The organism is Parasalinivibrio latis (assembly GCF_036825535.1).
GTDB lineage: Bacteria > Pseudomonadota > Gammaproteobacteria > Enterobacterales > Vibrionaceae > Parasalinivibrio > Parasalinivibrio latis.
Window position 1 is genome coordinate 928,211 of sequence record NZ_CP098812.1, and the last position, 19,362, is coordinate 947,572.

The following is a 19,362-nucleotide window of genomic DNA, read 5'->3' on the forward strand; positions in this document are numbered from 1 at the left end:
CGGCAGAAGGGCCGGGACAACTTCATTGGATGAATTAAGGGGGTAATGATGCAGGATTTTGGGCGTGAAAATACGTACAACACTGAGTCATTGCAGGCTATGGACAACGCGCATTATCTTCACCCGTTCAGTGACCACAAGTCGCTGAGAGAAAAAGGGGCGAGGATGATCGTACGGGCCGAGGGGGTATACCTATGGGACAGCGACGGCAACAAAATTCTCGACGGCATGGCAGGCCTATGGTGCACCAACATTGGGTACGGGCAGATTTCGGTCGCGGAAGTGGCCTACAACCAAATGTTGGAGCTGCCATACTACAACAGTTTTTTCCAGTGTGCGCATCCCCCAGTGGTGGAACTGGCAAAAGAAATCGCCTCCGTCGCACCATCCCATATGAACCAGGTCTTCTTTACCGGCTCGGGCTCTGAGTCCAATGACACCGTGCTTCGCATGGTCCGTCACTATTGGTCAGCCAAAGGGAAGCCGGAAAAATTCAATATCATCTCACGCCGCAACGGTTACCACGGTTCTACTGTTGCCGGAGCCAGCCTGGGTGGCATGAAGCCCATGCACCAGCAGGGCGGGCTGCCGATTCCGGGTATTGTCCATATCGACCAGCCTTACTGGTTTGGTGAAGGGGGTGACCTTTCGCCGGAAGAGTTCGGTATTAAAGCTGCGCAAGCACTTGAATCCGCTATCCTTGATCTGGGTGAAGACAAGGTGGCGGCCTTTATTGCCGAGCCAATCCAGGGTGCGGGAGGGGTGGTAATCCCCCCGGAAACCTACTGGCCGGAAATAAAACGCATCTTGGCGAAATACGATATTTTGCTGGTGGTTGATGAAGTGATCTGTGGGTTCGGCCGCACCGGGGAATGGTTCGGCACTGACCTTTACGGGCTTGAGCCGGACTTGATGCCGATAGCCAAAGGGATGACCTCCGGATACATGCCGATGGGTGGTGTCATCGTCAGTGACCGTGTCTCTGCGGTGCTGGAAGAAAAAGGCGGCGAGTTTAACCACGGCTACACCTACTCCGGGCACCCGGTGGCGGCAGCCGTCGCACTGGAAAACCTGCGAATTATTAAAGAGAAACAGTTGATTGAGTATGTGCGGGACGATATCGGTCCGTACCTCCAGAAACGCTGGCAGTCCCTGGCTTCGCACCCGCTGGTGGGTGAAGCGAGGGGCGTCGGCCTTGTCGGGGCGCTGGAACTTGTCAAAGACAAGGCCTCGCGCACCCGGTTTGACAGTGAGCTTGGCGTTGGCGGTATTTGCCGGGATATCAGTGTTGAAAACGGCCTGGTAATGCGGGCTGTGGGTGACACTATGATTATCTCGCCGCCGCTGGTAATCACCCGGGACGAGGTGGAAGAGCTTATTGCTAAAGCTGAATTAGCCCTTGATTTAACACTGGAAAAAATCCAGACCCTTTTGTAGAGACCGGAAAACAGTCTTATGGAAAGGCGCCCGGCAAGGTAACGAGCCGGGCAGTGGCAGGGTCGGTAAACGGCCAGGGAAATCACGGCACCGGAAGATTCCAAGGAACCCGGTGCTGTTAAACAAGGAGATGTCATGAAATTGCCTGTAAAACAAAGTGTTGTTGGGCTGATTGCCAGCACCGTTATGTTCTCGGCAGGGCTGCAGGCCCAGGAAGAACTCCGAATCTACAACTGGAGTGACTATATCGCCGAAGATACTCTGGAGAATTTTGAGAAAGAGACCGGCATCAAAGTGACCTATGATGTCTACGACAGTAATGACGTGCTGGAAGCCAAGTTACTGTCAGGTAATTCCGGTTACGACCTCGTGGTCCCGTCTAACAACTTCCTTGCCAAGCAAATCAAGGCTGGTGCTTTCCAACCGCTCGACCGCAGCCAGTTATCCAACTGGGACAACCTTGACGAAATTTTGCTCAGCCAGTTATCTGACGCCGCAGACCCCGGCAACCAGTACGGGATGCCATATATGTGGGGGACCAACGGTATTGGTTACAACGAGGATAAGGTAAAAGCCATCCTGGGTGACGATGCGCCGGTGGATTCCATCGAGATCCTGCTGAACCCTGAATACGTTTCAAAACTGTCACAGTGCGGTGTCGCCATGCTGGACTCAGCGGATGAAGTCATGCCGCAAGTTCTACAGTACCTCGGCCTGAACCCGAACTCTACCAAGCGTGAGGACTACGAAAAAGTCGGCGAGGCGCTGGCAAAAGTGCGCCCTTACATCACTTACTTCCACTCATCCCGCTACATCACGGATCTGGCGAACGGTGACATCTGTCTGGCCTTCGGGTTCTCTGGGGATATTTTCCAGGCGGCTTACCGTGCCGAAGAAGCGGAAAACGGCCAGGTGGTGAAGTATTCAATTCCGAAGGAAGGTGCCAACCTGTGGTTTGACATGATGGCGATCCCGGCTGATGCGAAAAATGCCAAGAATGCCCATGTGTTCCTGAATTACCTTCTTCGCCCTGAGGTTATTGCACCAATTACCGACTATGTGGCGTACGCCAACCCGAACTCTGCCTCCGATGAACTGGTGGATCCGGAAGTCCGTAACGACCCTTCCATCTACCCAACCCCAGACGTGCTGAACAAGCTCTTTATGTCCTACGTACTGCCTATAAAAGTTGATCGTATCCGTACCCGGTTGTGGACCAAGATGAAGACCGGACAGTAACAGCAAGACTTGCCGGGAGTCTCACTCCCGGCTTCCTGCGAGGGTGTTTTTTGGAGTGATGGAATGAGCGTTGTAACCGAGGGGGCAGCGGTGAGCCCTGCCGATAAGAAAACGGTGTTAGTACAGATTGACCGTGTCAGTAAATTATTTGGTGATGTCCGGGCCGTAGATGATGTCTCACTGACCATCAACAAAGGGGAGATTTTCTCCTTACTGGGTGGCTCTGGGTCAGGGAAGTCAACCCTGCTTCGGATGCTGGCCGGGTTTGAAAAGCCCTCATCCGGGCGGATACTCCTCGATGGCGAAGACATTACAGACGTACCGCCTTACGACCGCCCAATCAACATGATGTTTCAGTCTTACGCCCTGTTCCCCCATATGACAGTGGCAGAGAATATTGCTTTTGGGCTTAAGCAGGACAAGCTGCCCAAAGCAGAAATTAAATCCCGGGTTGATGAGATGCTGCGGCTTGTCCATATGGAAGCCTATGCTTTCCGCAAACCTCACCAGCTTTCCGGTGGTCAGCGCCAGCGCGTGGCACTGGCCCGCTCCTTGGCAAAAAGGCCAAAGCTGCTGTTGTTGGATGAACCAATGGGGGCGCTGGACAAAAAACTGCGTACCCAGATGCAACTGGAAGTGGTCGAGATCCTTGAACGTGTGGGCGTGACCTGCGTGATGGTGACCCACGACCAGGAAGAGGCCATGACCATGGCCGGGCGGATATCCATTATGCATGAAGGCTGGATCGCCCAGACCGGCACACCCATGGATATTTATGAAAGCCCCAACAGCCGGATGATTGCCGAGTTTATCGGTTCGGTAAATATCTTTGATGGGGAGATCATCGAAGACGAAGTGGACCACTGCATTATCCAACCGGATAACCTGCCGAACCGCTTTTATGTCGGGCACGGTGTAGCAACCAACGTTGAGGATAAGCGTGTCTTGCTGGCTGTCCGGCCGGAAAAGACCATGATGACCCGCGAAAAGCCGGAAGATGAATACAACTGGGCGGAAGGTGTGGTGGATGACATCGCCTACCTTGGCGGGCAGTCGGTGTATTACATCCGTTTGCCGGGTGACAAGGTGGTGATGTGCAGCATGAGCAACACCGCGCGGCGGGCTGACCGTCCGACCTGGGAAGACCGGGTTTACATCAGTTGGGAGGCCACCAGTGGGGTGGTGCTGCGCGTATGACGAAACAAAAGATCCTGTTTCCGAAGGGGCGGCATTTCACCATCGGTTTCCCTTACCTTTGGCTTCTGCTGTTTTTTACCATCCCCTTTATCATCGTCCTGAAGATCAGCTTTTCCACTGCAGCTCTGGCGATTCCTCCGTACGAGCCGCTGTTTGAATATGTCGACGGAATCTTCACCGCCGTATTCAACCTGGAAAATTTCCTGTGGATTCTGGAAGATCCGCTTTACTACACTGCCTATCTCAGTTCAGTGAAGATAGCTTTTTTCTCCACTGTCGGCTGCCTCTTGCTCGGATACCCCATGGCCTATGCCATTGCCCGTGCACCGGTACGCCAGCAGACCGTGTTGTTACTGCTGATCATGTTGCCGTCGTGGACGTCTTTCCTTATCCGGGTTTATGCCTGGATGGGCATACTCAGTAACACCGGCCTTATCAACAACAGCCTGATGTGGCTGGGTATCATCAGTGAACCTATTCAGATGCTCAACACCAACTTTGCGGTGTATGTGGGTATTGTTTACGCCTACCTGCCGTTTATGGTGCTGCCGCTTTATGCCAACCTGGTGAAGCTGGACAACAGCCTCCTTGAGGCGGCGGCAGATCTTGGCTCGCGCAACCTCAATACCTTCTGGAAGGTGACATTGCCGCTGTCCAAAGGTGGGGTGATAGCCGGCTCCATGCTGGTCTTTATCCCGGTAGTGGGTGAGTTTGTTATCCCTGAACTGCTTGGCGGTGCCGAAACCCTGATGATAGGCAAGGTGCTGTGGCAGGAATTCTTTAACAACCGTGACTGGCCGGTGGCGTCAGCACTGGCGATTATCATGTTGGCACTGTTGATCATCCCGATCACCCTGTTCCACCATTACCAGTCCAAAGAGCTGGAGGCAGACCGATGAAACGAGTGGGCTTTTCTACCTTTATGCTGTGGGTCGGGCTGCTGTTCCTCTACCTTCCGATGTTGATATTGGTGATTTACTCCTTCAATGCCTCCAAGCTGGTGACAGTCTGGGGAGGGTTGTCACCGAAATGGTATGCCGAACTGTTTAGGGACGAGCAGATCCTCCAGGCTGTCTGGACCAGCCTGCGTATCGCCTTTTTCAGCTCCACTATGGCGGTGGTAATCGGCACCATGGCAGCATTTGTCATGACCCGGTTCAGGCGCTCTTTTGCCCGGCTGACACTCTCCAACATGATCACTGCACCGCTTGTCATGCCGGATGTCATTATCGGCCTGTCCCTGCTTTTGCTGTTTGTCCAGATGGGCGACATCTTTGGATGGCCGGCAGAGCGGGGGATGACCACGGTGTGGATCGCCCACTCTACCTTCTGCGCTGCTTATGTGGCGGTGGTAGTGTCATCACGCTTGCGTGATCTTGACTTCTCGATTGAGGAGGCGGCGATGGATCTCGGTGCCCGGCCACTTAAGGTGTTCTTTGTCATTACGGTGCCGATGATTGCCCCTGCGCTGGTGGCCGGTTGGCTGCTTAGTTTCAGCCTGTCGCTGGATGATCTGGTGATTGCCAGCTTTGTCTCCGGACCGGGTTCGACTACGTTGCCGATGGTGGTGTTCTCGTCCGTGAGGCTGGGTGTGTCACCAAAGATCAACGCGCTGGCAACCCTCATTATTTTGGCTGTGTCCCTGTTTGCCTTCCTGTCCTGGTACTTTGCGCGCCGGGCAGAGTTGAAATCGAGGCAACAGATGGCAGCGGAAAATTGATGTCCGCTTATAACGATTAAAAGGAATTACCCATGTCTGAAGTCCAACATGCGCCGTCATTCTATGCGGCGTCGGCTAACCCTGCGCCTGAAAGACCCAGGCTTGAGGGATACGCCAGTGCTGATGTGTGTGTTATTGGTGCCGGATATACCGGGCTTTCATCCGCGCTACACCTGCTGGAAGCCGGGTTCACCGTTGCCGTGGTGGAAGCTGCCAAAGTCGGTTGGGGGGCGTCTGGACGAAACGGCGGACAGATAGTTAACAGTTACAGCCGGGATATCGACGTCATAGAGAAGACGGTCGGCAAAGGGCAGGCTGCGTTGTTCGGTGAGATGGCTTTTGAAGGTGGCCGGATCATCCGGGAACGGGTTGAAAAATACGGAATCCAGTGCGACCTCAAGGATGGCGGGGTATTTGCTGCCATCAATGCAAAACAGATGTCAGAGCTTGAGCACCAGAAAGCGCTTTGGGAGCGTTACGGTTACGACCAGTTGGAGCTTCTGGATGATGAAGGTATTCGCAAGGTTGTAGGTAGCGATCGCTACACCGGTGGTCTGCTAGATAAAGCCGGCGGTCACATCCACCCCCTGAACCTGGCGCTCGGTGAGGCGGCAGCAGTCGAGCTGCTTGGCGGGAGAATCTTTGAGCAGTCACCGGTACTACGGGTGGAAACCGGAGGCAAAGCCAAGGTAGTCACAGAACACGGCGTGGTGGAAGCTGGCTTTATCATTGTGGCGGGCAATGCCTACCTTGGCGGGCTGGTGCCCGAACTGCAGGCCAAATCCATGCCCTGCGGTACCCAGGTGATTACTACCGAGCCCCTTAGTGACGAGCTTGCTGAGAGCCTGCTGCCTCAGGATTACTGTGTGGAAGACTGTAACTACCTGCTCGATTATTTCCGGCTGTCGGCTGACAAGCGACTGATATACGGCGGTGGTGTCGTGTACGGCGCGCGGGATCCGTCAGATATTGAAGCGATTATCCGGCCGAAAATGCTGAAAACTTTCCCGCAATTGCGGGATGTGAAGATCGATTACACCTGGACCGGTAACTTCCTGCTGACCCTGTCGAGACTCCCCCAGGTTGGGCGGATTGGCAGCAATATTTACTATTCGCAGGGGTGCAGCGGTCACGGCGTAACCTATACCCACCTGGCCGGGAAGCTGCTGAGTGAGGCGATTAACGGCCAGGCCAAGCGGTTTGACGCCTTTGCATCACTCCCCCACTACACGTTTCCGGGCGGACATGCGCTCAGCGTGCCATTCACCGCGCTCGGGGCATGGTATTATTCCCTGCGGGATAAACTCGGGATTTAACGTCAGGAGAATCCAAACGTGAAACTGAATGACAAGAGCCTGCTGAAACAGCAGGCCTATATTGGCGGTGAGTGGCTGGATGCGTTGTCCGGCAAAACAGAAGCGGTGACCAACCCGGCTGACGGCAGCATACTGGCCCATGTGCCGGTAATGGGAGAGGAAGAAACCCGCAAAGCCATTGAGCTTGCTGAGAAAGCACAGCCGGCATGGCGGGCAAAAACCGCCAAGGAGCGTGCCAACATCCTGCGCCGCTGGTATGAACTGATGCTGGAAAACCAGGAAGACCTGGCGCAATTGATGACAGCTGAACAGGGTAAGCCCCTGGTTGAAGCCCGTGGTGAAATTGCCTATGCCGCATCGTTTATCGAGTGGTTTGCAGAAGAAGCCAAACGAGTATACGGCGATACCATTCCGGGCCATCAGGGCGACAAACGTATTATCGTTACCAAACAGCCGGTTGGTGTAGCAGCGGCCATTACCCCGTGGAATTTCCCGGCGGCGATGATCACCCGTAAGGCAGCCCCGGCATTGGCGGCCGGTTGTGCCATGGTAGTGAAACCCGCCCCGCAAACCCCGCTTTCAGCGCTGGCACTGGCTGAATTGGCTAACCGGGCCGGTATTCCAGCCGGGCTGTTCAGTGTGGTGACCGGTGATGCACTGGCTGTGGGCGGTGAGCTCTGTGCCAACCCGGTTGTACGCAAGCTATCGTTTACCGGTTCTACCGGCGTCGGCATTAAGCTGATGGAGCAGTGTGCTCCTACCCTTAAAAAGCTTTCCCTTGAACTGGGTGGCAATGCCCCGTTTATTGTGTTTGATGACGCAGACCTCGACAAAGCGGTTGAGGGGGCCATGATCTCCAAGTTCCGTAATGCCGGACAAACCTGTGTATGTGCCAACCGTCTGTATGTACAGGACGAGGTCTATAATGCCTTTGCTGAAAAACTGGCGGCGGCGGTTGCAAAACTTAACGTCGGGCCGGGCACGGAAGACGGTGTGACAACCGGGCCACTGATTGATGACAAGGCCGTGGACAAAGTGAAGTCCCACCTTGAGGATGCAGTCAGCAAAGGCGCAACGGTGATTGCCGGGGGTAAAGCCCATGAACTGGGCGGCACTTTCTTTGAGCCAACCATCGTGACCGGTGTGAACCAGCAGATGGTCGTGGCGCGGGAAGAGACCTTCGGCCCACTGGCCCCGTTGTTCCGCTTCAAAGATGAAGACGAAGTGATCCGTATGGCGAACGACACCGAATTCGGCCTGGCGGCATATTTCTATGCCAATAACCTTTCGCGTGTATGGAAGGTGGCGGAAGCACTGGAATACGGCATGGTGGGTGTGAATACCGGCCTGATTTCCAACGAGGTTGCCCCGTTTGGCGGCATGAAGTCATCCGGCCTTGGCCGTGAAGGCTCCAAGTACGGAATCGAGGAATATCTGGAAATGAAATATCTCTGTTTGTCGATTTAGATGGCAAAGAGAGAAACATAAAAAAGCGAGGCTGGTTCAGCCTCGCTTTTCTTTTTGGGAGAATGCGTAATTGAGAAATTACTCTGCCTCAAAGGTCACGTAGATCTTGCGGCAGGGTTTCAGTACTTCCCAGGTACCTTCAAAACCGGCAGGAATGGTAAAGCTGTCACCCTCATTCACAAGTAACTCATTGCCTTCGGTGTCACGGATAATGGATGCACCTTCGATAATGTGGCAGAACTCATGCTCGGAATAACTGACTTTCCATTTGCCCGGCAAGGATTGCCAGACGCCGGAGTTGAATTGCCCGCAAGGGCTGGTGTAGCTGTTCACCATCTGTTGTAGCGGATTACCGTGAACGACCTTCAGGGGACTCGGGCTAAAAGGGGTTTCAAAAGGTCCCGAGTGTGAAAGGGATTTAATATCTTGTACTGTTTGCATGGCTATTGCTCTTAACTTTACCCACTGCTGTGCAAAAAACTGTCGCTGTAAGTGGTACTACTTCCTGTAATCTGGCAGTGGAACAGGGATCGCTTCTCGGATCTATCCTGCCGACTGCCCTCCTCTTGGTGAATCGCAGGCTGAGAAACCATACGAATTCAAAGGAAGCGATGTCATTGCATCCGGGCTGATTGGCATTACCCGAACAAAAAAACACCACTTCCGATCAAAATAACGTTTCTGTTATTGATTTCATACTCATTTATGAGCCGGGAAATATCATTTTCCCGGCTGCATAAATTAACTGGCTGATTTTACATGATCTCGCTGTTGGTCTTTTTGCGGCACGCTTGATCAATTTACAGCTCGGATAGCATTTTCAAGTGTGCTTACTGCCTGATCGATGTGCTTGCTTTCCAGAATAAGCGGCGGCGACATGGCAATAATGTCACCACTGGCGCGTACCAGGGTGCCGTTCCAGAAACAGTGCTTGAAGATTTCATAACCCCGTTTACCAATACCATCCTCCCTTGGCGCAAACTGGATACCGGCAACCAGCCCCGTGTTACGCACGTCGATGACATTTGGCAGGGAAGCCAGGCTGTGAACCGCCTCTTCCCACTCTTTACCCAGGGAAACGGCTTTTTCGAACAGGCCTTCATCGCGGTAGATATCCAGCGTGGCAATAGCGGCAGCAGCGGCAACCGGGTGGCCGGAATAGGTATAGCCGTGGAACAGCTCAATCAGGTTTTCCGGGCCGTTCATAAAGGCATCATGGATCCGGTCACTGACAAGGACTGCCCCCATCGGGATCGCGCCGTTGGTCAGGGCTTTGGCGGTGGTAATAATATCCGGCGTCACCTCCCACTGCTGGCTGGCAAAGGCGCTTCCCACACGGCCAAAACCGGTAATGACCTCATCAAAAATCAAAAGGATGTCGTGCTTGAGGGTAATTTCGCGCAAGCGCTTGAGGTAACCCTTTGGGGGAAGGATGACCCCAGCAGAACCGGACATGGGTTCCACGATAACTGCCGCAATGTTCTCAGGCCCATGCAGGTTAATCAGTTGCTCCAGTGCGTCGGCCTTTTCCGCGCCGTGCTCCGGGAGGCCTCGGGTGAACGCGTTCTTTTCCAAGTCCAGTGTATGGGGCAGGTGGTCAACGCCCGGCAGCAGTTGGCTGCTGAAGGTTTTGCGGTTGTTGGGGATGCCACCGACGGAAATACCGCCAAAGCCGACACCGTGGTAGCCAAGCTCCCGGCCGATGAATTTGGTGCGGGTGGCCTGCCCACGGGCACGTTGGTAACCGAGCGCGATTTTCAGCGCCGTATCGACCGACTCCGATCCCGAGTTGGTGTAAAAGATTTTGTTCAGGTCACCGGGGCTGATTTCTGCCAGCCTTTCAGCCAGCTCAAAGGGCAGGGGATGGCCCATCTGAAAGGTAGGGGCGTAGTCCAGATCAGCGACCTGACGCGCAACTGCGTTTGAGATTTCCTTGCGTCCGTGACCTGCGTTGCAGCACCACAAGCCCGAGGTGGCATCCAGTACCTGATTACCGTCAGCATCGGTGTAATACATGCCTTCAGCCTTTGTCAGCAGGCGTGGTGTGGACTTGTATTGACGGTTTGCAGTAAAGGGCATCCAGAAGTTATCCAGTTGCGCTCCGGTGTCGAAATGGGACTGGCGTGACATAAGCTGATTCCTTTCCGGGTTGTAATGTTAAACAAGTGTTGCTGTCGAGGTGATATTTGACATACTATGTCAAATATAATGAACGGTAAATCATTTTTTGTTCATTTAAAAAAACAGATATGGCTTATCTGTAAAATATATTGAAACATCAAAAAATGATTTATGTATCAAGGGTTTCTGTCAATTGGATCAGACTGGTCGGATACAGGCCAGTTATGTCATGGAGCGTTTATGAAGACACGTATGGAATGGGAAGCGTATGCAGATTCACTGTCCATCAACGGGCAAGCTTTCGTTAACGGCGAATATATTCCGGCGGAATCGGGCGAAACATTTGACTGCCTGAGCCCGGTAGACGGCCGGTTGCTTACAAAGGTGGCAAGCTGCGGGGAAGACGATGCTGACAAGGCAGTGAAAAATGCACGAGAAACGTTCTCTTCCGGTGTGTGGGCACATTTACCCCCGGCAGAGCGCAAGAAGGTGATGATCCGTTTTGCCGACCTGATAGAGCAACACAGCGATGAGCTGGCACTGCTGGAAACCCTGGATATGGGCAAGCCTATCCGTTATTCCAAGGCCGTAGATGTGTTCGGCGCTGCCCGTGCCATCCGCTGGTCTGGGGAAGCGGTAGACAAAATCTATGATGAGCTGGCACCCACCCCCCATAATGAAATCGGCATGGTGACCCGTGAGCCGGTTGGCGTGGTAGCTGCGATTGTGCCGTGGAACTTCCCGATGCTGATGGCCTGCTGGAAGCTCGGACCGGCGTTGGCTTCCGGTAACTCCGTGGTGCTCAAGCCCTCAGAAAAATCCCCCCTGACGGCTATCCGGCTTGCACAGATTGCCGTTGAAGCCGGTATCCCAAAAGGCGTGCTCAACGTATTGCCGGGTTACGGCAACACTGTCGGACAGGCACTGGCGCTGCATATGGACGTGGATACCCTAGTGTTTACCGGCTCCACCAAAATTGCTAAGCAACTGATGATTTATGCCGGGCAGTCCAACATGAAGCGCGTCTGGCTGGAAGCCGGGGGCAAAAGCCCGAACATCGTGTTTGCCGATGCGCCAGACCTGAAAGCCGCCGCCGCATCCGCCGCTTCCGCCATTGCCTTTAACCAGGGTGAAGTGTGTACCGCCGGATCCCGCCTGCTGGTGGAAGCTTCCATTAAAGATACCTTTATAGATTTGGTGGTCGAGGAGTTGAAATCCTGGCATCCGGGGCACCCACTGGATCCGGAATCCCAGAACGGGGCAGTGGTGGACGGCGACCAGCTGGCAACCGTGCTCCGTTATATTGAATCCGGCAAGCAGGAAGGTGCCGCACTTGTTCACGGAGGTGAACAGGTGATGGAAAGTACCGGCGGGTTCTATGTCGCGCCAACTGTGTTCAGCAATGTGAACAACAACATGGTCATCGCCAGGGAAGAAATTTTTGGCCCGGTGTTGTCGGTTATCAGTTTCGACACGGCAGAAGAAGCCGTTGCGATTGCCAACGATACTGATTATGGGCTGGCTGCCTCGGTCTGGACATCAGATATCAGCAAAGCTCATAAAACGTCACGGGATCTCCGCTCCGGCATGGTGTGGGTCAACCACTATGACGGCGGTGATATGACAGCACCGTTCGGCGGTTACAAGCAATCCGGCAATGGCCGGGACAAGTCTCTCCACGCGTTTGACAAGTACACCGAAATCAAAGCGACCTGGATCGCGCTCTAATGGTCTGGTAAGCAATAACGAATTTTTTTCTGTCTGGGTTGCCCCCTCAGTTGTACAGTCTGACGGGGGCTTTTTTACGCCTAAGTTTCTGATTTCAGCCCTACGGGCCGCTCGCACTAAAATCCATATTGACAGTTCTGCATTTACTGATTATTTATACAGTATGAGCGAAGCTGAACTCGAACCCCAAAAAAAGATCATCCACGTTGATATGGACTGCTTTTACGCAGCAGTGGAGATGCGTGACAACCCGTCGCTGAAGGACATTCCGCTGGCGATAGGGGGAGACGCCAACCGGCGTGGGGTGATCTCAACCTGCAACTATGTCGCCCGCAAATATGGCATCCGCTCAGCCATGCCTACCGCCCGGGCTAAAAAGCTCTGCCCGCGCCTGACGGTTATCCGGGGGGATATGGCCAAATACAAAGAGGTTTCCCGCCAAATCCGGGCCATCTTTGAACGCTATACCGATAAAATCGAACCGCTCTCGCTGGATGAAGCCTACCTGGATGTCACCGGTTCATCCCTGTACCAGGGCTCCGCCACCCTGATTGCGGAAGCCATCCGCCGGGATATTGCGAGCGAACTTAACCTGACGGCCTCGGCCGGTGTCGCACCGGTAAAGTTTGTTGCCAAGGTGGCATCGGATATCAATAAACCCAATGGCATTTGTGTGGTAACGCCGGATGACCTGCCGGAGTTTGTCCGCAAACTGCCGCTGGAAAAGATCCCCGGAGTCGGGCATGTCACCCTTGGCAAGCTCCATGACCTTGGCCTGAAAACCTGCGAAGACATCCAGCACAGCAACCAGCAAACCATGATCCAGCATTTCGGCAAGTTCGGGGTCTCCCTCTGGCAACGCTCCCACGGAATCGACCGCCGGGGTGTGGTCACTGAAAGGGTACGAAAGTCCCTTGGTGTAGAGCGTACCCTGTCAGCTGATATCTTAACCCCGGATGAGTGCTGGAATGTGGTTGAATCCCTTTACGATGAGCTGGAAACCCGCCTCGCCCGGGTACAAAGCGACAAACGCGTCCTCCGCCAGGGCGTAAAACTCAAGTTCGATGACTTCCAGCAAACCACGGTGGAACACACCCACCCGGAACTGGAAAAAGAGTACTTCAAGCCCCTGCTGCAAGAAGCGCTGGGCCGCCAAAAAGGCCGAGGCATCCGGCTGGTCGGGTTGGTGGTGGGCATTTGCCAGGATGGGGATGTACCGCAGTTGAGTTTTGGGTGGTGAGATCTTTCAACCCCTGATGTCGTTCCCGCAAAGGGGGAAATGTCGCGCGGTTTTTCTGGGCGGGGGAGGTTTTGCATATTATGCGTTAGACCTAACACTCATTCGTATCGTGTTAATGTGATTTTGATTTAGTTTTAGTTTTATTTACTGTGTATTTGGCTTGCTCTGCTAAACCTAGCTATTGATAGTAAGCTGAGAGTGAGTGATTTATTAAAGACTTCAATGCATTCAGCAAAAAGGGGCACTGATGTACACTATGAAATTACTCCTAAATAACTATTCCTAATTATGCTACATCTGGCATTTATTGCATTTTTCCGAGCTACAAACCATGTTCCCTATGACAGACTTGCATTACAAAGTGTTAAGCAGGTACTTATGCAATCCCTTTAGTCTCTAGTCACCGGCGAATGACCTACTATTAGGAACAGCTATTTAGAAGGCAGCAGAGTATCAGTCAATGGCTCTACTCTGTATCCCTAGATGCAAGCAGTTTTCTATTTCCACATTGTCGCCGTAAAGAGCAACCTTTCAGTTACTCATTTTATCGTTTGTTTATCAGGTATTAGACTGTAAAACTGGGGTGAATGCAGAATATTATGGAGCCCATTCAATGTGTCGCACCAAAACTTCTTTGATATATGCCAAAACAAAAAATAATACGGTGGTACAGATTTATTTGGCCATTCGAAGCTAGAAAATACGATTCGTTACCTTGGCGTTGAACAGAAAGACACTTTGAGATTTTCAGAGTTAACTGACTGTTAGAGGCATTGATATAGGCTTTTCGCTACCATCGAAAAGCCTATGTCCATTCCTATTTTACATAACAGTACACAGGTAAATCCCGCCAGAACACAGCCCGATTTTCACTACTAGCAGATATGGAACTGATTCTTCATTTATTAGTAATCAAGGCAATGATGAGAAATCATATATGCGTTGAAATAAGCTTACCACTTGATAAAGCTATAAATCTAGGGAGAAGTTTCTAAAATAACATGCTGAAATTAATTGACATCATGATATGAGATCGCGCAAAATAGTCGCGGCTTTTCATGAACGCCAGCCCACCCCAAGGCAAATCTCTATAGAGAATCACTTGTTTGTATTTTGTTTAATAGACTTTCGTGCCTATTGGGTGCGGCGAGGGGTGCGCTGTTTGCTCAAAGGCTATAGGAAAGCGTCATGTCAAATCATAAACAAAATTTAGTATCCCACGTAAAAAAACAAGCCAAATGCCTCAGTAAATCAGAACCTGAAAAATGTTATAACGATTGTTTGAACATCATCGCTAAACAGTTGGGTTATCAGGACTACTATAATGTTTTACAAAGTAGTAAACTTTCGGTTAAAAAAACACATCCCCTTGAATCCTATTGTGAGGAAATAAAAACCGTATTATTGAGTTGTGTCGAAGCAAGTGAATACTATCGCGATCTGTCTTACAAAGAACCAGAGTTTCCTGAAAATTTATATATAACTCAAATAGAGAGAAATAACCTCCCTGGAGTTCATAAATTTAGTAAAGACGAAATTGCTGAAGAACTTTTTTCTCTGCTGTTTGTTCAGGTTGATATTAATTCAGATTTACACAAGATTGAATGGCTTACACGTTGGGCTGTATATAAAGATAAAATAAAAGAAATCGGATATGATTTACTAGAATCCGACATTAATCAGCATCGTGAGTTGGGCTATTTGCTAGTTTCGTTAGGGCATTACTATCGTTCTTTAATGGATAATTGCTCACACAAAATCGGGGATCATATCGATTTTAAGTCCTATTTCGGTTACTGGTTGCACTCTATGCATGCTAATGATGAAAGTAACTCAACCATTAAATCATTACGGTTTAATTTTTCTGTCGCGTCTCCTGTATTTGCAAATAACGCTACAAGTTGGGCGCCTGAGTGGTGGTTAAAACAAGCTGGCCGCATTTAATTATACGCTCACAAGGTGTAATCATACTTGCCACTGGTCGAAACGGTGGCATTTTGATTTTTTGGATACCAGCAATTATGCGAATTTAGGGAACGCGTCTTCCTCTTCTAAATTGAAAATGTCCCAATATAAATCTTCTCTGCACCATACAGGATGCCTGCCTTCGCAGGATCGACAACTGTGTTGGCTTCAGGGTATTGATGTGGCGATAAGAGTCTGTTCAAGCAAGACACCCACAAAAAATCCCGCAATTGCGGGATTTTTTGTTTCTACCGGTTTGCCGGTTACGCTTTCTCAGGAATGCGCTTCAGCAGGGTAACCAGTTGGTCCCAGTACAGGGCAACATCTTTGATGTTTACCTGCTCATCCGGTGAGTGAGCACCGGTGATGGTTGGGCCGAAGGAGATCATGTCCATGTCAGGGTATGGCTTCTTGAAGAGGCCACATTCCAGGCCGGCGTGGATCACGTTGATGTTCGGGATGCGGCCGTACATCTCTTCGTAGGTTTCACGGAACAGGTGCATGATCTGGGAATCCGGATCCGGCTTCCAGCCTGGGTATGCGCCGTCAAATGCGATGTCAGCACCCGCCAGTTCGGCTACAGAGGCCAGCATGCCTTCTACCATGTCACGGCCGGTGTCGATCAGCGAACGGATCAGGCACAGTACGGTGATGGTGTTGCCTTCGGTAGTGATAACGCCCACGTTCAGTGAGGTTTCAACCACACCCTTGATGTCATCGCTCATGCGGATTACACCGTTAGGGCAGGCGTTCAGGGCAGCGATAAAGCGCGCCTGGTCCTGAGGGGCCAGCACAGTCTGGGCTTCCGCTGCGTTGATGTTCATCTCGATAGACGGTTCAACGGCTGCCAGCTCTTCTTTCACCATGGCTTCGAAGTGGGCGAACAGGTCAGCCAGCTTCTGCTTGTTCTCTTCCGGCAGGGCAACAACGGTGAAGGCTTCACGAGGAATCGCGTTGCGCAGGGTACCACCGGTGATTTCTGCAATCTTCAGGCCCAGCTCTTCAGCGTGGCCGGACAGGAAGCGGGCCAGCAGTTTGTTGGCATTGCCACGGCCGGTGTGGATATCACAACCGGAGTGGCCGCCGCGCAGGCCTTTCAGTTGCAGCTGGACAGCAACGTGACCGGCAGGGATGTCCTGGCGCTCAACGTTGAAGGTCATGTGTGCGTTCACACCGCCAGCACAGCCCATGTAGACTTCGCCTTCTTCCTCAGAGTCGGTGTTCAGCAGAATGTCGCCTTCCAGCCAGCCTTGTTGCAGGCCGAATGCACCGGTCATACCGGCTTCTTCGTCGATAGTGACCAAAACTTCCAGCGGGCCGTGCTCAACGGTTTTGTCTGCCAGTACTGCCAGGCAAGATGCCAGGCCGATACCGTTGTCAGCACCCAGTGTGGTACCACGGGCGGTTACCCACTCACCGTCAACGTAAGCCTGGATAGGGTCGGTCAGGAAGTCGTGTTCTGTGTCTTCGTTCTTTTGGGGAACCATGTCCATGTGTGCCTGCAGCACCACACCACGACGGTTTTCAAAGCCCGGTGTTGCAGGCTTCTTGATGAAGATGTTACCCACTTCATCACGGCGTACTTCAAGGCCCTCTGAGCTTGCCCAGTCTACGATGAACTGTGCAACTTTCTCTTCGTGCTTTGATGGGTGTGGGATAGAGCAAATCTTGTCGAAGAACTGCCAAAGCAGTTGTGGTGAAAGGTTGCTGATGTCTGACACAGGTCTCTCCCCTGAATAGGTTGAAAAACATCAGTCTGAGAACAGGATATCCTGCCCTCAGACATTTTTCTGGTATATGTGGGCTAATAAATAGCGTTGCCACAGCATACCACTGACCTTTTTCCGTCTCTACGGTTGGAGGGAAGATTACACCCTAAATTGTGAAACCGTCGCTCTAAGCTGATCGCCAATCACCACTAGCTGTTCGCTCTGCCCGTTCATCGCCTCGCCCTGTTCAACCGTACTGCGGCTGTGCTCTGCCAGGGTGTTGAGGTTAACGTTAATCTCTTCGGTGGCTGCCGCTTGCTGTGAGCATGACTGGGCAATGGAAGTGCTCTGGTCATCAATATGGCGGACACGCTGGTCGATGGTTTCCAGTGCGTTAATTGCCTCATTGGTGTGCTCAGCAGTGGTAGCTGATTGCGACTGGGTGTCCACCATGCGCTGCTTTACCGCTCCGGCGTGCTTTTGCAGGCTGAGGACAATCTGCTCGATTTCATCGGTAGAGGCCTGGGTACGGGTGGCGAGTGTCCGTACTTCATCAGCAACCACGGCAAAACCCCGGCCCTGTTCACCGGCGCGGGCTGCCTCGATGGCGGCGTTGAGGGCCAGCAAGTTGGTTTGCTCTGCGATGTTGCGGATAACGTCCAGTACCGTGCCGACGTTGTGGGATTCCTCAGCCAGGGTTTCAGCTTCCGTGGCCGTTTCCTTAAGCAGCCGGGCAAGGGTGGCCATTTCATTGTTGGCAGAAGAGAGGACCGATTGCCCGTGCTGGCAGGCGGCGGTTGCTTCTTCGGAATAGCGGGATGTCTGTTCGGCAGACGACGCCACCTCCTGGTTGGCCGCCAGCAGCTCATTCACTGCGGCGGAAATGCTTTCCAGCTCCATGCTCTGCTGGCGGGCTAGGGCGGTGGATTTTTCCGAGGCGCTTCTGATATGAGAGGCAGATTCGCTGACCTGCGCGGTCACTGGGCCCAAATCGGATATTGCTGAGCGCATTTTGCTGATAAAGCGGTTAAAGAAGCGGGCAATTTCTGTCAGTTCATCCCGGCCGGACTCTTCCAACTGGCGGGTAAGGTCACCGTCGCCGTCAGCAATGTTGTGCAGCGCATTGGCTGTTGCCTTGCTGGGGACTGAGATGGAACGGCCAATCCACCACGCCGCGAGGGATGCGACAACCAGAATAAGCAGCAGGTCTTCAGCAAGCTTGATCAGCTGGTCGTTGTACATGGCTTCCACGTCATCAATGTAGATGCCGGTGCCGATAATCCAGTCCCAAGGGCCGAATTTCTTGACGAAAGAGAGTTTGGGTACGGCTTCCTCACCGCCCGGTTTTGCCCAGTAGTAGGTAACAAACCCTTCCCCTTGCCTGCGGGTGATATCTACCATCTGGTTGAACATCAGGTTGCCCTGCTGATCTTTAAAGCTGGAGAGGTCTTTGCCGTTCAATGCCGGTTTAACGGCATGTTGCACCATCTTTGGGGTACTGTCGTTAATCCAGAAATAGTTACCGCCGTCATAACGCTGGGCGCCAATGGCTACCAAGGCCATCTTTTGTGCCTCTTCCTGTGTAATTTCGCCGTTGCTGGCTTTTTGGTGGAATTCTTCCGCTATGGAGTAGGCAGCTTCTACCAGGTTCTGCGTTTTAACCTTCTTACCGTCGAGAATGGCACTGTAATAGTCTGATGATATGAACCCGGCTGGAACGAGCAGTGCAAGGATAACCAGGAACACGAGGAAATAGATGCGAGTGAAAATGGGATATCGGCGAAGGTATGTTGAGGCCATAAGTCAGTACTTCCGTGTTGAATTTTTTGTAATAGATTGCGAATAGCATTTTCCACAGGCCAATACTCTACCAAGGTTGCGACTCATTTCACTGCTTGATTTGCATATTTTCCAAGCAGATCAACTCTTGAATCTGAATGTAATTAAATTACCAAAAATGGCCGTAATTTGAATGCGCGGTGAATTTATGTGAGCTTGATCACTTTTAAGTTGTAATTAAATTACGCGATGGCTATAATGCAACCGAAACATGATAGAGAAACGAGCGTTGCTTTTTTGTTCAGGGACTGAACCGGTATGCCTCCAGGGAACCGAGATCAATTCGTGGTCATGATGACCGGACAGCTCCATGGAACTGAGCCATGCAAACGCATGTATTGGGCACTTTGATTGAGGTAATTGTTATGCAAGGCATGTCTTCTA

At 52.2% G+C, this 19,362-nt stretch carries 14 protein-coding genes and 1 pseudogene; 11 read left to right on the plus strand and 4 right to left on the minus strand.

Features of this window, described 5'->3' with window-relative positions; translation table 11 throughout:
• The first annotated feature begins 45 nt into the window (after positions 1–45).
• The 7 genes from NF212_RS04515 (at position 46) to gabD (ending at position 8,376) form a co-directional block, all read left to right on the plus strand.
• A complete protein-coding gene (locus NF212_RS04515; RefSeq protein ID WP_434359227.1) occupies positions 46–1,437 on the plus strand; it encodes an aspartate aminotransferase family protein in 1,392 nt (463 codons plus the stop codon).
• Between the two features lie 135 nt (positions 1,438–1,572).
• Positions 1,573–2,676: a polyamine ABC transporter substrate-binding protein gene (locus NF212_RS04520; RefSeq protein ID WP_434359229.1), complete on the plus strand. Its 1,104-nt coding sequence runs from the start codon at positions 1,573–1,575 to the stop codon at positions 2,674–2,676.
• Between the two features lie 63 nt (positions 2,677–2,739).
• Positions 2,740–3,873 (plus strand): polyamine ABC transporter ATP-binding protein, encoded by a 1,134-nt coding sequence (potA, locus tag NF212_RS04525; RefSeq protein WP_434359231.1) that lies wholly within the window; start codon positions 2,740–2,742, stop codon positions 3,871–3,873.
• Complete coding sequence (locus NF212_RS04530; RefSeq protein ID WP_434359233.1) at positions 3,870–4,772, plus strand: ABC transporter permease subunit; 903 nt, start codon at positions 3,870–3,872, stop codon at positions 4,770–4,772. Before potA ends, NF212_RS04530 begins: the two co-directional genes overlap by 4 nt.
• Positions 4,769–5,593 carry an ABC transporter permease subunit gene (locus NF212_RS04535; protein ID WP_434359235.1) on the plus strand — a complete coding sequence of 275 codons (825 nt, stop codon included), beginning with the start codon at positions 4,769–4,771 and terminating at the stop codon, positions 5,591–5,593. Before NF212_RS04530 ends, NF212_RS04535 begins: the two co-directional genes overlap by 4 nt.
• Positions 5,594–5,625: 32 nt before the next feature.
• Positions 5,626–6,909 (plus strand): NAD(P)/FAD-dependent oxidoreductase, encoded by a 1,284-nt coding sequence (locus NF212_RS04540; protein ID WP_434359236.1) that lies wholly within the window; start codon positions 5,626–5,628, stop codon positions 6,907–6,909.
• An 18-nt stretch (positions 6,910–6,927) separates the two neighbouring features.
• Positions 6,928–8,376, plus strand: a complete 1,449-nt coding sequence (gene gabD, locus NF212_RS04545) for an NADP-dependent succinate-semialdehyde dehydrogenase (RefSeq protein ID WP_434359238.1) — start codon at positions 6,928–6,930, stop codon at positions 8,374–8,376.
• A gap of 78 nt (positions 8,377–8,454) precedes the next feature.
• Here the strand turns inward: gabD and NF212_RS04550 are convergent, their stop codons facing one another.
• Together NF212_RS04550 and NF212_RS04555 are read right to left on the minus strand one after the other, a co-directional pair.
• Positions 8,455–8,817 carry a cupin domain-containing protein gene (locus tag NF212_RS04550; RefSeq protein ID WP_434359240.1) on the minus strand — a complete coding sequence of 121 codons (363 nt, stop codon included), beginning with the start codon at positions 8,815–8,817 and terminating at the stop codon, positions 8,455–8,457.
• A 354-nt stretch (positions 8,818–9,171) separates the two neighbouring features.
• Entirely contained in the window at positions 9,172–10,506 is a 1,335-nt protein-coding gene (locus tag NF212_RS04555; RefSeq protein ID WP_434359242.1) for an aspartate aminotransferase family protein, read from the minus strand.
• A gap of 231 nt (positions 10,507–10,737) precedes the next feature.
• On the opposite strand from NF212_RS04555, the gene NF212_RS04560 reads away from it, so the two are divergent.
• The 4 genes and pseudogenes from NF212_RS04560 to NF212_RS04575 all read left to right on the plus strand — a co-directional run bounded on the left by NF212_RS04560 (position 10,738) and on the right by NF212_RS04575 (position 15,409).
• Entirely contained in the window at positions 10,738–12,225 is a 1,488-nt protein-coding gene (locus NF212_RS04560; protein WP_434359244.1) for an aldehyde dehydrogenase, read from the plus strand.
• A 163-nt stretch (positions 12,226–12,388) separates the two neighbouring features.
• Positions 12,389–13,465 carry a DNA polymerase IV gene (gene dinB / locus NF212_RS04565; protein ID WP_434359246.1) on the plus strand — a complete coding sequence of 359 codons (1,077 nt, stop codon included), beginning with the start codon at positions 12,389–12,391 and terminating at the stop codon, positions 13,463–13,465.
• 437 nt (positions 13,466–13,902) lie between these two features.
• Positions 13,903–14,233, plus strand: a pseudogene (locus NF212_RS04570) (integrase); the annotation flags it as partial.
• Between the two features lie 420 nt (positions 14,234–14,653).
• Positions 14,654–15,409 carry a hypothetical protein gene (locus NF212_RS04575; RefSeq protein ID WP_434359248.1) on the plus strand — a complete coding sequence of 252 codons (756 nt, stop codon included), beginning with the start codon at positions 14,654–14,656 and terminating at the stop codon, positions 15,407–15,409.
• Between the two features lie 284 nt (positions 15,410–15,693).
• On the opposite strand, the gene NF212_RS04580 is transcribed toward NF212_RS04575, so the two are convergent.
• Both NF212_RS04580 and NF212_RS04585 read right to left on the minus strand, forming a co-directional pair.
• Positions 15,694–17,151: an aminoacyl-histidine dipeptidase gene (locus tag NF212_RS04580; protein WP_434359250.1), complete on the minus strand. Its 1,458-nt coding sequence runs from the start codon at positions 17,149–17,151 to the stop codon at positions 15,694–15,696.
• 147 nt (positions 17,152–17,298) lie between these two features.
• Positions 17,299–18,939, minus strand: coding sequence for a methyl-accepting chemotaxis protein (locus NF212_RS04585; RefSeq protein ID WP_434359252.1), 1,641 nt, complete (start codon positions 18,937–18,939; stop codon positions 17,299–17,301).
• Positions 18,940–19,362 lie beyond the last annotated feature (423 nt).

Coding starts and splice junctions, on each gene's coding strand:
- dinB (WP_434359246.1), top strand. CDS start 12,389: ATGAGCGAAGCTGAACTCGAACCCCAAAAAAAGATCATCCACGTTGAT.
- NF212_RS04515 (WP_434359227.1), top strand. CDS start 46: ATGATGCAGGATTTTGGGCGTGAAAATACGTACAACACTGAGTCATTG.
- NF212_RS04575 (WP_434359248.1), top strand. CDS start 14,654: ATGTCAAATCATAAACAAAATTTAGTATCCCACGTAAAAAAACAAGCC.
- NF212_RS04530 (WP_434359233.1), top strand. CDS start 3,870: ATGACGAAACAAAAGATCCTGTTTCCGAAGGGGCGGCATTTCACCATC.
- potA (WP_434359231.1), top strand. CDS start 2,740: ATGAGCGTTGTAACCGAGGGGGCAGCGGTGAGCCCTGCCGATAAGAAA.
- NF212_RS04585 (WP_434359252.1), bottom strand. CDS start 18,939: ATGGCCTCAACATACCTTCGCCGATATCCCATTTTCACTCGCATCTAT.
- NF212_RS04535 (WP_434359235.1), top strand. CDS start 4,769: ATGAAACGAGTGGGCTTTTCTACCTTTATGCTGTGGGTCGGGCTGCTG.
- NF212_RS04560 (WP_434359244.1), top strand. CDS start 10,738: ATGAAGACACGTATGGAATGGGAAGCGTATGCAGATTCACTGTCCATC.
- NF212_RS04540 (WP_434359236.1), top strand. CDS start 5,626: ATGTCTGAAGTCCAACATGCGCCGTCATTCTATGCGGCGTCGGCTAAC.
- NF212_RS04550 (WP_434359240.1), bottom strand. CDS start 8,817: ATGCAAACAGTACAAGATATTAAATCCCTTTCACACTCGGGACCTTTT.
- NF212_RS04555 (WP_434359242.1), bottom strand. CDS start 10,506: ATGTCACGCCAGTCCCATTTCGACACCGGAGCGCAACTGGATAACTTC.
- NF212_RS04520 (WP_434359229.1), top strand. CDS start 1,573: ATGAAATTGCCTGTAAAACAAAGTGTTGTTGGGCTGATTGCCAGCACC.